The following is a 13,644-nucleotide window of genomic DNA, read 5'->3' on the forward strand; positions in this document are numbered from 1 at the left end:
GCCCAGGTATAGGCCAAGTGGGCCGCCGTCGCCGGTGCGAGAATCGCGGGATGGCGGAAATCATCCAGAAGGACGGCACATGGACCTTCGACGGGGACACGGTGCGCATCGTTCCGGGCCGCGACAAGGGGGTGGGGCCGCTGCGCCAGACCCTCGGCGAAGTCGCCGTTCCCCTGCACGCGCTGGCCGGCATCAGCTACGAACCGGGCCGCAGGTCGGGACGGTTGAGGCTGCGGCTGCGCGACGGCGCCGATCCCCTGCTCCAGGTGACGGGCGGGCGGCTGCCGGACGCGTCCGACCCGTACCGGCTCACCGTGGACTCGGACCGCAGCGGGGTCGCGGAGTACCTCGTCGACGAGGTGCGCAACGCGCTGCTGCTGGACCAGGTGGGGACCGGCCCGACGGACGCGTACCTGCTGCCGGGGCCCGCCGTGCCGATCACGGTGGGCGCGGGCGACGGGACGGTGGCCTTCGACGGGGAGCGGGTCACCCTGGAGTGGAACTGGACGGCGGAGGAGGCCAAACGCTCGGGCGGGACCCGCTCCGTCGAGCTGGCGCAGCTGCGGGCGGTGGAGTGGTCCCCGTCCAAGGGGCTGGGGAGCGGCTGGCTCCGCTTCCTGCCGGCGGGCGGCTGGACGCCGGTCTCCCCCAAGTACGACCCGTACACGGTGGAGCTCTTCGGCTTCAAGAACGACCCCCTGATGGCCCTGGTCGCGGCGGCGGTGGCGGCCCGCATGCCCCACCCCGGGGCCGCGGCGGCGGACGCGCCCGCCCTCGCCGCCGCACCGGCCGCGGCCCCGGCTCCGGCGGCCGAGGAGGGTCCGGCGGATCACGACGCCCTGCTCCGCCGGCTGCGCGAGCTCGGGGAGCTGCACCGGGCGGGGGTCCTCACCGCCGATGAGTTCGCAGCCGCCAAGCAGGCCGTTTTGGCACGATTCTGACCGGAATAACACACTCCGCTGGTCCAGGCCAGAGAGATCCTGCCCGATTTCGGGCAGGATCTTTGCATTCGATCACGCGAGACGCCAGTATCTACGCATGCTCGATCGCCGTCCGCCGTCGCACGACGACCTCGTCGACCACCTGGTGCGCAGCACCGCGCTCCAGCGCGGCGAAGCCGCCCGGGTGGTCCTCGACGTGCTCGCGTACTTCGACGAGACGACCGAGGAGTTCGTCCGCCGCCGCCACCGGGAGATGCAGTCCGGCGGAGCGGTCAACGCGGAGATCTTCGAGCGCATCGCGGCGGAACTGCCGCACCGCGCCGTGGCGCCACCGGAGCTGTCGCTCCGGCAGCTGCGCCGCATCGTCTACGGCTGAGCACGGACACCGGACTTCAGGAGGGGCACAACCGTATGTGCGGAATCGTGGGATACATCGGCAGGCGTGACGTGGCACCGCTGCTGCTGGAGGGACTCCAGCGGCTGGAATACCGCGGCTACGACTCCGCGGGCATCGTGGTCAACACCCCCAAGGCCAGCGCCCTGAAGGTGGTCAAGGCCAAGGGCCGCGTCCGCGAGCTGGAGTCCCGCGTCCCCAAGCGCTTCGCCGGCACCACCGGCATCGCCCACACCCGCTGGGCCACGCACGGCGCCCCGAGCGACATCAACTCCCACCCGCACCTGGACCCGGAGAACAAGGTCGCCGTCGTCCACAACGGCATCGTGGACAACGCCTCCGAGCTGCGCACCAAGCTCGAGGCCGAGGGCGTGGTCTTCGTCTCGGAGACCGACACCGAGGTCATCGTCCACCTGATCGCCCGCTCGCGGGCCGACTCCCTGGAGGAGAAGGTCCGCGAGGCGCTCAAGGTCATCGAGGGCACCTACGGCATCGCCGTCATGCACGCCGACTTCGCCGACCGCATCGTCGTCGCCCGCAACGGCTCCCCGGTGGTGCTCGGCATCGGCGAGAAGGAGATGTTCGTCGCCTCGGACGTCGCCGCGCTGGTCGCCCACACCCGCCAGGTCGTCACCCTCGGCGACGGCGAGATGGCCACCCTCAAGGCCGACGACTTCCGCACCTACACCACCTCCGGCACGACGACCACCGCCACCCCGGAGACCGTGGAGTGGGAGGCCGCCTCCTACGACATGGGCGGCCACGACACCTACATGCACAAGGAGATCTCCGAGCAGCCCGACGCGGTGGACCGCGTGCTGCGCGGCCGGATCGACGACCGCTTCAACACCGTGCACCTGGGCGGCCTGAACCTGGACCCGCGCGAGGCGCGCGGCATCCGCCGGGTCAAGATCCTGGGCTGCGGCACCTCCTACCACGCGGGCCTGATCGGCGCCGGCCTCATCGAGGGCATGGCCCGCATCCCCGCGGACGCCGAGCCGGCCTCGGAGTTCCGCTACCGCAACCCGGTGGTGGACCCCGACACGCTCTACATCGCGGTCTCGCAGTCCGGCGAGACGTACGACGTCCTCGCGGCCGTCCAGGAGCTCAAGCGCAAGGGCGCCCGCGTCCTCGGCGTGGTCAACGTGGTCGGCTCCGCCATCGCCCGCGAAGCGGACGGCGGCGTGTACGTGCACGCCGGCCCCGAGGTCTGCGTCGTCTCCACCAAGTGCTTCACCAACACGGTGGTGGCCTTCGCCCTGCTCGCCGTGCACCTGGGCCGCATCCGGGACCTGTCGGTCACCGACGGCAAGCGGATCATCGAGGGCCTGCGCAGGCTGCCCGCACAGATCCAGGAGATCCTCGACGGCGAGGACGAGATCAAGAGGCTGGCCGCCGAGTACGCGGAGGCCAAGTCGATGATGTTCATCGGCCGGGTGCGCGGCTACCCGGTGGCCCTGGAGGCCTCGCTCAAGCTCAAGGAGATCTCCTACATCCACGCCGAGGCCTACCCGGCCTCCGAGCTCAAGCACGGCCCGCTGGCGCTCATCGAGCCGGACCTCCCCACGGTCGCGATCGTCCCGGACGACGACCTGCTGGAGAAGAACCGGGCGGCGCTCGAGGAGATCAAGGCCCGCAGCGGCCGCATCCTGGCGGTCGCCCACCGCGCCCAGGAGAAGGCCGACCACACCATCCTCGTCCCCAAGAACGAGGACGAGCTGGACCCGATCCTGATGGGCATCCCGCTCCAGCTGCTGGCCTACCACACGGCCCTGGCCCTGGGCCGGGACATCGACAAGCCGCGCAACCTGGCGAAGTCGGTCACCGTCGAGTAGTCGCCCCGCGACGAAGGGCACGGCCCCCGGGACCTCCCGGGGGCCGTGCCCTTCTTCCGCTTCCGGACTCGCGCGACCCGGCCGGCCGTCAGGCCGCGGGGACCGCGTCGCCCCGGGCCGTCAGGCCGCGGGGACCGCGTCGCCGCGTCGCGAGGCCCGGCCCAGCGCCATCGGCCAGTGCGCCAGCGCCGCGGTGGCCCCGTACCAGGACAGCAGGCCGGCGACCGCCGCCACCCAGCCGGCGGCCTTGCCCAGCACGCTGCTGTCGGCGAAGGCGCCGACCGCCAGGAGCAGCAGGGAGAGGGTGAACAGGCCGTACACGCCCTGTCCGAACAGTCCGCCCGCGGCGCCCGCGGTGAGGCTGAGCCCGAGCAGGGCGAACAGGACGAGGAACGCTCCGGCGGCGTCCGGCGAAACCTTTCCGTCCGCCGCGGCGGCCCAGGTGAACCAGAAGGCTCCGAGCCCCGCGAACGCCGTGCCGTCGAAGCCGTCGCCGGCGCGGAACGCGAGGATTCCGAGGACGAACAGCGCCAGACCGCCGACGTAGGTCGCGAGCGACACCGAGTCGGCGGCGGTGACACCGCTGATGATGCCGGTGTGGCCGATACCGAATGCCAGAAGGGTCAGCCCCAGGGCTATGTGCCCCAGGGTCGAAGTCGAGGCCGTGCTTCCCGCAGAGACACCGTTGTCCACGGCGGGCTCCCTTCGATCTGCAGTTGTTTGCTGGGTCCCAGCAGCACTTATCTACCCTTTACAGGGGTGCACAACCGCACAAGCGACGTACAAAGGGTCACGGAATGACAACGACAGGTCGCTGTGCGCGCTTGGCCAGCCGGCCGGCCACCGATCCGAAGACCCGACCGACGATCCCGTGCGTGGAGCCGACCACGATGGCGTCGGCGCAATACTCCCGGCCGACCTCCTCCAGCTCATGGCAGATGTCCCCGCCCCGCTCGACCAGAATCCATGGCACTTCCGCCAGGTAGTCCGCACAGGCGAGCTCCAGCCCGAGCACCTCGGTGCGGTGGTCCGGCACGTCCACGAAGACCGGCGGCTCGCAGCCGGCCCACACGGTGGTGGGCAGCCGGTTGGCCACGTGCACGATGATCAGACCCGATCCGGACCGCCTGGCCATGCCGATCGCGTACGCGAGGGCGCGCTCACTGGACGTGGATCCGTCGAAACCCACGACGACGCCGTGGCGGAAGGCCGGGTCGCACGGAAGGCGCGTCTGCTCCACCGCGCGCACGTCGGCGGCCGACGCGGGGTCGGCGAGCCGTTTGCGCTTGCGGTCCGCGGGTTCGGAGAATTCGTGACCGGCCATGGGTGTCTCGGTGAAGAGGTCCTTGGAGGAAGCAACAGGGGGAAAGTGGCGACGCTGTGTGACGGAGCTCTGGCCGGGAAGCATCTTCCCAAGCCCATACCCACCAGGGTACGGCGACACTCCCGTCCTGCACAGGGCATGCCGCCCTTGGAGAGCGTCCCAGGGAGCATGCCGGAGCGCGCGCTCCTTGGCAATGGCCCCTGCCCCCTACAGCCAGTGACGAACTGGCGCGGAGCCACCCGTGCGCGCAGTGACCGAGCCCCGCCGCGCGGCGTTGGTCATGCGTCCGACCGTCCAGGAAGAGCCCGCAGGGAGCACGCCGTGCCCGGCCGTCCGGTCCACCCCGTCCAGCCAGCTCAGCCGACGCAGTCCGCCCGCTTCACCGACCCGCCCCTCCACTTCACCCCTCCCCCGCGGTCCACGCCGCACCCGTCCGCGCACCCCGCCGGACGCCCCCTCGACGACCCCGCGGGCGACGTCGTGCGCTGGGCCGCCTTCAGCTGCCTGCTCGTCCCGGTCGTCCTCGTCGTCTACGGGACGTCCTTCGGCGGGGCCGCGGTGGCCACCCTCGGCCTGCTCGCCGTCACGGCCGCGTGCCGGGCGATGCTGCGGTACTCGGAGAAGGCGGAGCGGGCCGCCCGGCCGGCCCGGGCGCAGGCGCGCCCTCCGTCCGCGCACCGGGGCCGGCACTCCCGTTCCGGGGCGGGGAGCCACCGCGGGTGCCGCGGTTCCGGCGCGACGTCCCCGCACGACTGACTCATTCGCACACCCACACCCGCGCGTTTTCAGCCAACTTCCCGGCAGGGCGCCCCCCTTGCCGGAATGTCCGGCCAACCCCCCTACCACCAGCGACGACAGAGCCCGAGGGGCGCCGTGACCCTATGGGTACTGGCCATGGCCGGACGGCACGCTTCCCACCCGGGTAGCGGAGTGGAACGCTTCCTGATCGAATGCTTTTCGCCAAGTTGCCAAGTCGACATAGCGCTGCGTGCTGAACTTGTCACGCCGACACCACGGGACGCAGTAGATTCGATCATGTATTTACGGCGGGGGATCCACGTGCAAGGCCGAGGGGAAACGTGCAGGTGCGACCAGACCAAGGAGTCGCGACACCCAAGGGGGGCTTAGCGCCATGAGCCAGGATTCCACCGCCGTCGTCGCAGACGCCGGCCGGAAGCTCGCGGGGCGTCGCCGCAGGGAGATCGTCGCGGTGCTGCTCTTCAGCGGCGGACCGATCTTCGAGAGTTCCATTCCACTATCCGTGTTCGGCATTGACCGGCAGGACGCGGGCGTTCCACGCTACCGACTGCTCGTGTGCGCCGGTGAGGACGGTCCGCTCAGGACCACCGGCGGACTCGAACTGACCGCGCCGTACGGGTTGGAGGCGATCGCCCGGGCAGGCACGGTCGTCGTGCCCGCATGGCGTTCCATCACATCGCCACCGCCTCCGGAGGCGCTCGACGCACTGCGTCTGGCGCACGAGGAGGGGGCCCGGATCGTCGGCCTGTGCACGGGAGCCTTCGTGCTCGCCGCCGCGGGCCTGCTGGACGGCCGGCCCGCGACGACGCACTGGATGTACGCGCCGACGCTGGCCAAGCGGTACCCGTCCGTCCACGTCGATCCGCGGGAACTGTTCGTCGACGACGGCGACGTGCTCACGTCCGCGGGCACGGCGGCCGGAATCGACCTGTGCCTGCACATCGTGCGCACGGACCACGGCAGCGAGGCGGCCGGGGCCCTGGCCCGCAGGCTCGTCGTCCCGCCGCGCCGCACGGGCGGCCAGGAGCGCTATCTCGACCGGTCGCTGCCGGAGGAGATCGGCGCCGATCCGCTGGCCGAGGTCGTGGCCTGGGCGCTGGAGCACCTCCACGAGCAGTTCGACGTGGAGACCCTGGCGGCCCGCGCCTACATGAGCCGGCGCACCTTCGACCGGCGCTTCCGCTCGCTCACCGGCAGTGCGCCGCTGCAGTGGCTGATCACCCAGCGGGTGCTCCAGGCACAGCGGCTGCTGGAGACCTCCGACTACTCGGTCGACGAGGTCGCCGGGCGCTGCGGGTTCCGCTCGCCGGTCGCCCTGCGCGGCCACTTCCGGCGGCAGCTGGGGTCCTCTCCGGCCGCCTACCGCTCCGCCTACCGGGCACGCCGCCCGCAGGCGGACGTGGCGCAGGTCTCCGAGCTCTCCGGGGGTCCCGTGCCGCACCAGCGCACTCCGCAGCCCCAGCGGACGGCGGCGGCCCTGGCCGCCGCGGGCCCGACGGTGACGGAGCTGTACGCTCCCGGCCGCGTCCTGCGGGAACACGCCTAGCCCGTACCACGGGTGGGACATGCGAAGGTCCCCCGTCGGTCACCGCCGACGGGGGACCTTCCGCATATGCGGTCCGGGCCGGAAGGGACCGCATAAGGTGGGACACATGAACGATCGCATGGTGTGGATCGACTGCGAGATGACCGGGCTCTCGTTGACGGACGACGCACTTATCGAGGTGGCCGCACTGGTCACCGACTCGGAGCTCAACGTGCTCGGCGAAGGCGTGGACATCGTGATCCGCCCGCCGGACGCCGCCCTGGAGACCATGCCCGACGTGGTGCGCGAGATGCACACCTCCTCCGGACTGCTCGAAGAGCTGGCCGGCGGGACCACCCTCGCGGATGCCGAGGCCCAGGTCCTGGCCTACGTACGGGAACACGTGAAGGAACCGCGCAAGGCTCCGCTCTGCGGGAACTCGGTCGGAACCGACCGCGGCTTCCTGCTGCGCGACATGGCCGCGCTGGAGAGCTACATGCACTACCGGATCGTGGACGTGTCCTCGGTCAAGGAGCTGGCGCGCCGCTGGTACCCGAAGGCCTACTTCAACAGCCCCCCGAAGAACGGCAACCACCGGGCGCTCGCGGACATCAGGGAGTCCATCGCCGAGCTGCGCTACTACCGCGAGGCGGTCTTCGTGCCGCAGCCCGGACCGGACTCGGACACGGCGCGGACCATCGCCGCCAAGCACGTCGTGCCGGGCGCGTAGCACCCCACCGGAGGCGGGCGCGGGAAAAGGGTGGAGCGAGCACCCTCCCGGACCCTGTACGCTTTTCTTCGGCCGGTCGGTTCTCCGACCGGACATGGTGGGTGTAGCTCAGTTGGTAGAGCACCTGGTTGTGGTCCAGGTGGCCGCGGGTTCAAGTCCCGTCACTCACCCTGCGTGAAGGCCCCGGCCCGCGAAAGCGGCCGGGGCCTTCTGCATGGCCGGGCCCGGGCCGGGCGGGCTTGCGGGCGCCCGCAGGCCGGGCAGGCCGGTGCGACCCGGGCTCCCGGGCGGCGGGCCGCCCGGCCGGAGCGCGCTCAGGAGGACTCCCGGACCACCAGGCTGTTCGGGAGCACGACGGCCGGCCCCTCCGACTGCTCCCCCGCGCCGAGCTTCCCGGAGATCCGCTCCAGCAGCACCCGCGCCATGGTCCGGCCCATCTCCTCGATCGGCTGCCGGACGCTGGTCAGCGGCGGGTCCATGTGCCGGGCCACCACCGAGTCGTCGAAGCCGACCAGCGCCACGTCCTGCGGGATCCGGCGGCCGGCCGCGCGCAGCTCGCGCCGGGCGCCCGCCGCCATCACGTCGGACGCGGCGAAGACGGCGTCCAGGGCGGGGCGGCGCTCCAGCAGGTCCCGCATGGCCCGGCGCCCCCCGTCCTCGGTGAAGTCGCCGACCGAGACCAGCGCCTCGTCGACGCGGTACCCGGCTGACGCCAGGGCCTGCCGGTAGCCGTCCAGGCGGCACTGGGCCCCGTACACGTCCAGCGGGCCGGTGATCGTGGCGATCGCGCGCCGGCCCCGCCCGAGGAGGTGGCGCACGGCCTCGGCGGCGCCCGCGAGGTTGTCGGAGTCCACGCTGGGCAGCGTCTCGTCGGCGGAGCGGCGGCCGCTGATCACGGTGGGGATGCCCAGCTCGGCGAGCAGCTCCGGCAGCGGGTCGCCGGCGTGGACGGAGACGAGCAGCACCCCGTCGACGCGGTGCCCGGAGAGGTACTGGGCCAGCCGGCGCCGCTCGCGGTCGCTGCCGGCCAGGGTGAGGACGAGCTGGACGTCGGTTTCGGCGAGGGCTGCGCCGACCCCGCGGACCACGTCGGAGAAGTACGGCTCGGCGAAGAACCGGGCCTCCGGCTCGGGGATCACCAGCGCGACGGCGTCGGTGCGGTTGGCGGCCAGGGCGCGCGCCGCACGGTTGGGGACGTAGCCCAGCTCCGCGACGGCCGCCTCGACGGCAGCCCGGGTGTGCTCGCTGACCTTGGATGATCCGTTGACCACCCGGGAGACCGTGCCGCGCCCCACCCCGGCGCGCGCCGCGACTTCCTCCAGGGTCGGCCGTCCCCCACTGCGCCCGTGCCCGTTCATGGCTTCCTCCCGGTTGCGAATCTACCCCTTGACGACTGTGGGAGCGCTCCCACACTGTGTCACACGACACCTGGCACGTTCCGTCCTTCAGGGAGGATGCACATGCGAGCCCACGCCCGAGCCCGAAGAACCCTTCTCCACACAGGCACCGCACTGGGGGTGGCGGCTCTGCTGCTCGCCGGTTGCGCGCAGGACCCGGATGCGGCGCCCGAGCCCGGCGCCCCGTCCGGAGGCAAGGCGAAGACCACGCTCACCGTAGGGGTCTTCGGGGCCTTCGGCCTCCAGGAGGCCGGCCTCTACGACGCGTACATGGCTCAGAATCCGGGCATCCGGATCGAGCAGACCTCGATCGAGCGCAACGAGAACTACTACCCCCAGCTCCTCACCCACCTGGGCACCGGAAGCGGCCTCGCCGACGTCCAGGCCGTCGAGGTCAACAACGTCGCCGAGATCACGGCCACGCAGGCGGACAAGCTGGTCGACCTGGGCAAGGTGCCCGGCGTGGACAAGTCGGCCTACCTGCCGTGGAAGTGGGCCCAGGGCACGGCGAGCGCGACCAAGGGCGGGGCCACGGTCGCCCTCGGCACCGACATAGGCCCGCAGGGCATCTGCTACCGCAAGGACCTCTTCGAGGCCGCCGGGCTGCCCACCGACCGGGCGGCGGTCGGGGCGCTGTGGGCGGGCGACTGGAACAAGTACCTGGAGACGGGCAAGGCGTACAAGGCGAAGGCCGGCGCGGGCAAGGCGTTCGTCGACTCGGCGTCGGGCGTGATGGCGGCGGTGACCGGGGGCAGTGCGCAGCGGTACTACGACGAGCAGGGCAAGGTCGTCTACAAGACCAACCCGGCGGTGCGCGGGGCCTTCGACTTCGCGGCGTCCTTCGCCACCGAGGGGCTGAGCGCCAAGCTCCAGCAGTTCACCCCGGGCTGGGACCAGGGCTTCTCCAACGGGACCTTCGCGACGGTCTCCTGCCCCGCCTGGATGCTCGGCTACATCCAGGACAAGGCCGGTCCGGCGGGCAAGGACAAGTGGGACGTGGCTCCCGCGCCGAAGCCGAGCAACTGGGGCGGCTCCTTCCTGGTGGTGCCGAAGGCGGGCAAGCACGCCGAGGAGGCCGCGAAGCTCGTGGCGTGGCTGACGGCCCCGGCGCAGCAGGCGACGCTGTTCGAGAAGCGGGGCAGCTTCCCGAGCGCCAGCGCCGCGTACACCCTCCCGTCGGTCTCGGGCGCACAGCACCCCTACTTCGGGGGTGCTCCGATCGGCGAGATCTTCGCGCGGGCGGCGGAGGGGGTGCCGGTGACGGTGCTGGGGCCGAAGGACCTGGTGATCGCGCAGAACCTGGGCGACATCGGGATGCTCCAGGTCGACCAGAAGGGCCGCAGTCCGCAGGAGGGCTGGGAGGCCGCGGTGAAGGCGATCGACAACGCCCTGGAGCAGTGAGGCAGCGGTGACGGACGATACGGCTGTCCTGTCCCCCTCCGCCGCCGGCTCGAAGGGGCCGGCGGCGGAGGGGGAGGGCCCGGGGCAGGTGTGGCGCTCGCGGCGCTACCGTTGGGACCTGCGCTGGAGCCCGTATGCCTTCGTGGCGCCCTTCTTCCTCTTCTTCGCCGCCTTCGGGCTGTTCCCGCTGCTGTACACGGGCTGGGCGGCGCTGCACCAGGTGGAGCTGACCGATCCCGACGCGATGACGTGGGTGGGGCTGCGGAACTTCACCCGGCTGTGGGACGACGAGTTCTTCTGGAACGCCCTGCGCAACACGGTCACCATCGGCCTGCTGTCCACGGTGCCGCAGCTGGCGATCGCGCTCGGCCTGGCGCACCTGCTCAACTACCGGCTGCGCGGCTCGGCCTTCTTCCGGGTCGCGGTGCTCACCCCGTACGCGACGTCGGTGGCCGCCGCGACGCTCGTCTTCGTCCTGTTCTTCGGGCGGGATTACGGGATGGTCAACTGGGCCCTCTCGGCCGTCGGGTTGGACGCGGTGGACTGGCAGAACGGCCCGCTGGCCTCGCAGGTGGCGGTCTCCACCATCGTCGTCTGGCGGTGGACCGGCTACAACGCGCTGATCTACCTGGCGGCCATGCAGGCCGTGCCGGGCGAGCTGTACGAGTCCGCCGCGCTGGACGGGGCCTCGCGCTGGCAGCAGTTCGTGCACGTGACCGTGCCCTCGCTGCGTCCGACGATCCTGTTCACCGCGGTGGTGTCGACGATCGGCGCGACCCAGCTGTTCGGGGAGCCGCTGCTGTTCAACGGCGGTGCGGGAGCCACGGGCGGCTCGGACCACCAGGTCCAGACGCTCGGGCTGTACCTCTACGAGCAGGGCTGGGTGAACCTCCACCTGGGGCGGGCCTCGGCCATCGCGTGGGCGATGTTCCTGATCCTGCTGCTGATCGCGGGCGCGGCGCGGCTGCTGCGCGGACGGGGGGAGTCCCGATGAGGGTCATGCGCGCGGGCCGGCTCACGTACGTGGTGCTGGCCCTGTTCACCGCCGGGTCGCTCTTCCCGCTGGTGTGGACGGCCGTCGCGGCCTCGCGGAGCAACACCCGCCTGGCCCAGACGCCACCGCCGTTCTGGTTCGGCGGGAACCTGGGGCGCAACCTCCGGATCGCCTGGACCGACGCCAACATGGGCGAGGCGCTGCTGAACACGGTGATCGTGGCGGGCACCGTCACCGTCGGCACCGTGCTCTTCTCCACGCTGGCGGGCTTCGCCTTCGCCAAGCTCACCTTCCGCGGCCGGCGGCTGCTGCTGGCGCTGGTGGTGGGGACGATGCTGATCCCACCGCAGCTGAGCGTGGTCCCGCTGTACATGCTGATCGCGCGACTGTCCTGGACGGACCAGCTCCAGGCCGTCATCCTGCCGACCCTGGTGGGTGCCTTCGGGGTGTTCTTCATGCGGCAGTACCTGGTGCACGCGCTGCCGATCGAGCTGGTGGAGGCGGCGCGCACGGACGGGGCCAGCTCGCTGCGCGTCGTGTGGCACGTGGTGTTCCCGGCGGCCCGGCCGGCCATGGCGGTGCTGGGGATGCTGACCTTCGTCATGGCATGGAACGACTTCTTCTGGCCGATCGTCGCGCTGACCCAGAACGGCAGCCCGACGGTGCAGGTGGCCCTGACCGGGCTGGGCCGGGGCTACATCCCGGACCAGTCGGTGATCATGGCGGGTGCGCTGCTGGGCACGCTCCCGCTGCTGTTGGTGTTCCTCGTCTTCGGCCGCCAGATCGTCGGCGGCATCATGCAAGGGGCGGTGAAGGGATGACGGACACGGGTACCGGGCAGCTGTTCCCGGAGGGATTCCTCTGGGGCGCGGCCACGGCGGCCTTCCAGATCGAGGGCGGGGCCGCACTGCGCGGGCCGTCCATCTGGGACACCTTCTGCCGTACACCGGGCAAGGTGTACGGCGGGCACACGGGCGAGGTGGCGGTCGACCACCTGCGGCTGTGGCGGGAGGACGTCCGGCTGATGGCCGGGCTGGGGCTCGGGGCGTACCGGTTCTCGGTGTCCTGGCCGCGCGTGCTCTCCGGGGGGATCGGTTTCTACGACGCGCTGGTGGACGAGCTGCTCTCGTACGGGATCCGGCCCTGCCCGACCCTCTACCACTGGGACCTGCCGCAGGAGCTGGAGTCCGCCGGGGGCTGGCCCGAACGCGAGACGGCCTACGCCTTCGCCGCGTACGCCGCGAAGGTGGCGGACGCCCTGGGTGACCGCGTGGAGATGTGGACCACCCTCAACGAGCCGTGGTGCAGCGCCTTCCTGGGCTACGGCTCCGGGGTGCACGCCCCCGGCCGCACCTCCCCCGCCGACTCGCTGCGGGCGGCGCACCACCTCAACCTGGCCCACGGGCTGGCCTCGGCAGCCCTTCCCTCCTCGGCCCGGGTCGGCATCGCCCTCAACCCGAGTGCGGTGCGGCCGCTGACCGGTTCGGCGGCCGATCTGGACGCGCAGCGCCGCATCGACGCCCTGGCGAACCGGATCTTCACCGGTCCGCTGCTGCACGGCGCCTACCCGCAGGACCTGCTGGCCGACACGGCCGCCGTGACGGACTGGGACTTCCTGCGCCCCGGCGACGAGGCGCTGATCCACCGGCCGCTCGGCTTCCTCGGCGTCAACTACTACACCCCGGCGGTGGTGTCGGCGGACGCCGGCCCGGGCGGGCCGCGTGCGGACGGGCACGGTGCGACCGCCCACTCCCCCTGGCCGGCGGCGGACGACATCGCCTTCCACCAGCCTCCGGGCGAGCGGACCGACATGAACTGGTCGATCGATCCGACCGGCCTGTACGACCTGCTGCTCCGCTTCACCCGCGAGGCACCGGGGCTGCCCCTGATGGTCACCGAGAACGGCGCGGCCTACGCCCCGGACCTGCACGACCCGGCCCGCATCGGCTACCTGGAGGCCCATCTCGACGCCGTCCACCGCGCCTTGGAGGCGGGCGCCCCGGTCGAGGGCTACTTCCTGTGGTCGCTGATGGACAACTTCGAGTGGTCCTACGGCTACAGCAAGCGCTTCGGCATCGTCCACGTCGACTACGAGACGCAGGCCCGGACCCTGCGGTCCAGTGCCCACTGGTACGCCCGGCTGGCCCGGACGGGCACCTTGTGAGCCCGCGTCACCGGTGGTCGCACCGTCCCGCCGGACGGCGGCTGCACGGCCACCGGTGACGGCACGGCCACCGGTGACGGCCCGCCGGACGATGACGGCCCGGCCGCGGGTGATGAGGATCGACATGACAGCTCCCCCTTGCCTAGAATGAATACGCAACACAGATTCTGCGTGGTGCAC

At 71.8% G+C, this 13,644-nt stretch carries 13 protein-coding genes and 1 tRNA gene; 11 read left to right on the top strand and 3 right to left on the bottom strand.

Going from position 1 to position 13,644, the window contains the following annotated elements:
• Positions 1-50: 50 nt before the first annotated feature.
• The 3 genes from ACFWU6_RS01845 (at position 51) to glmS (ending at position 3,170) form a co-directional block, all read left to right on the top strand.
• Positions 51-941 carry a DUF4429 domain-containing protein gene (locus ACFWU6_RS01845; RefSeq protein WP_383806142.1) on the top strand — a complete coding sequence of 297 codons (891 nt, stop codon included), beginning with the start codon at positions 51-53 and terminating at the stop codon, positions 939-941.
• Between the two features lie 97 nt (positions 942-1,038).
• Complete coding sequence (locus ACFWU6_RS01850) at positions 1,039-1,317, top strand: hypothetical protein (RefSeq protein WP_383806140.1); 279 nt, start codon at positions 1,039-1,041, stop codon at positions 1,315-1,317.
• 35 nt (positions 1,318-1,352) lie between these two features.
• A complete protein-coding gene (gene glmS, locus ACFWU6_RS01855) occupies positions 1,353-3,170 on the top strand; it encodes a glutamine--fructose-6-phosphate transaminase (isomerizing) (protein WP_383806138.1) in 1,818 nt (605 codons plus the stop codon).
• Between the two features lie 120 nt (positions 3,171-3,290).
• Here glmS and ACFWU6_RS01860 read toward each other — a convergent pair whose 3' ends face one another.
• Both ACFWU6_RS01860 and ACFWU6_RS01865 read right to left on the bottom strand, forming a co-directional pair.
• Entirely contained in the window at positions 3,291-3,863 is a 573-nt protein-coding gene (locus tag ACFWU6_RS01860; protein WP_383977615.1) for a GPR1/FUN34/YaaH family transporter, read from the bottom strand.
• Between the two features lie 97 nt (positions 3,864-3,960).
• Positions 3,961-4,494 (bottom strand): universal stress protein, encoded by a 534-nt coding sequence (locus tag ACFWU6_RS01865; RefSeq protein WP_383806134.1) that lies wholly within the window; start codon positions 4,492-4,494, stop codon positions 3,961-3,963.
• A 321-nt stretch (positions 4,495-4,815) separates the two neighbouring features.
• Here ACFWU6_RS01865 and ACFWU6_RS01870 point away from each other — a divergent pair, with 321 nt between their 5' ends.
• The 4 genes from ACFWU6_RS01870 (at position 4,816) to ACFWU6_RS01885 (ending at position 7,678) form a co-directional block, all read left to right on the top strand.
• The gene (locus tag ACFWU6_RS01870; RefSeq protein WP_383806132.1) at positions 4,816-5,250 is read left to right on the top strand and encodes a hypothetical protein; all 435 of its coding nucleotides are present in this window, start codon (positions 4,816-4,818) and stop codon (positions 5,248-5,250) included.
• Between the two features lie 376 nt (positions 5,251-5,626).
• Positions 5,627-6,799 carry a helix-turn-helix domain-containing protein gene (locus ACFWU6_RS01875; RefSeq protein ID WP_383806130.1) on the top strand — a complete coding sequence of 391 codons (1,173 nt, stop codon included), beginning with the start codon at positions 5,627-5,629 and terminating at the stop codon, positions 6,797-6,799.
• A 106-nt stretch (positions 6,800-6,905) separates the two neighbouring features.
• The gene (gene orn, locus ACFWU6_RS01880) at positions 6,906-7,508 is read left to right on the top strand and encodes an oligoribonuclease (protein WP_383806128.1); all 603 of its coding nucleotides are present in this window, start codon (positions 6,906-6,908) and stop codon (positions 7,506-7,508) included.
• Between the two features lie 97 nt (positions 7,509-7,605).
• Positions 7,606-7,678: transfer RNA gene (locus ACFWU6_RS01885), tRNA-His, on the top strand.
• Positions 7,679-7,822: 144 nt separating this feature from the next.
• On the opposite strand, the gene ACFWU6_RS01890 is transcribed toward ACFWU6_RS01885, so the two are convergent.
• Positions 7,823-8,866: a LacI family DNA-binding transcriptional regulator gene (locus ACFWU6_RS01890; RefSeq protein ID WP_383808625.1), complete on the bottom strand. Its 1,044-nt coding sequence runs from the start codon at positions 8,864-8,866 to the stop codon at positions 7,823-7,825.
• 102 nt (positions 8,867-8,968) lie between these two features.
• Between ACFWU6_RS01890 and ACFWU6_RS01895 the strand changes: the two genes are divergently transcribed.
• From ACFWU6_RS01895 to ACFWU6_RS01910, 4 genes are all read left to right on the top strand, one after another.
• On the top strand, positions 8,969-10,306 hold the full coding sequence (locus ACFWU6_RS01895) for an ABC transporter substrate-binding protein (protein ID WP_383977618.1): 1,338 nt from the start codon (positions 8,969-8,971) through the stop codon (positions 10,304-10,306).
• A gap of 88 nt (positions 10,307-10,394) precedes the next feature.
• A complete protein-coding gene (locus tag ACFWU6_RS01900; protein WP_383808698.1) occupies positions 10,395-11,300 on the top strand; it encodes a carbohydrate ABC transporter permease in 906 nt (301 codons plus the stop codon).
• On the top strand, positions 11,297-12,121 hold the full coding sequence (locus tag ACFWU6_RS01905) for a carbohydrate ABC transporter permease (protein ID WP_383808631.1): 825 nt from the start codon (positions 11,297-11,299) through the stop codon (positions 12,119-12,121). Before ACFWU6_RS01900 ends, ACFWU6_RS01905 begins: the two co-directional genes overlap by 4 nt.
• Positions 12,118-13,464 (top strand): GH1 family beta-glucosidase, encoded by a 1,347-nt coding sequence (locus ACFWU6_RS01910; RefSeq protein ID WP_383808634.1) that lies wholly within the window; start codon positions 12,118-12,120, stop codon positions 13,462-13,464. The genes ACFWU6_RS01905 and ACFWU6_RS01910 overlap by 4 nt, the downstream gene beginning before the upstream one ends.
• Positions 13,465-13,644: the final 180 nt, after the last annotated feature.

Origin of the sequence: Streptomyces sp. NPDC058674 (assembly GCF_042716505.1) — a bacterium.
Classification (GTDB): Bacteria; Actinomycetota; Actinomycetes; order Streptomycetales; family Streptomycetaceae; genus Streptomyces.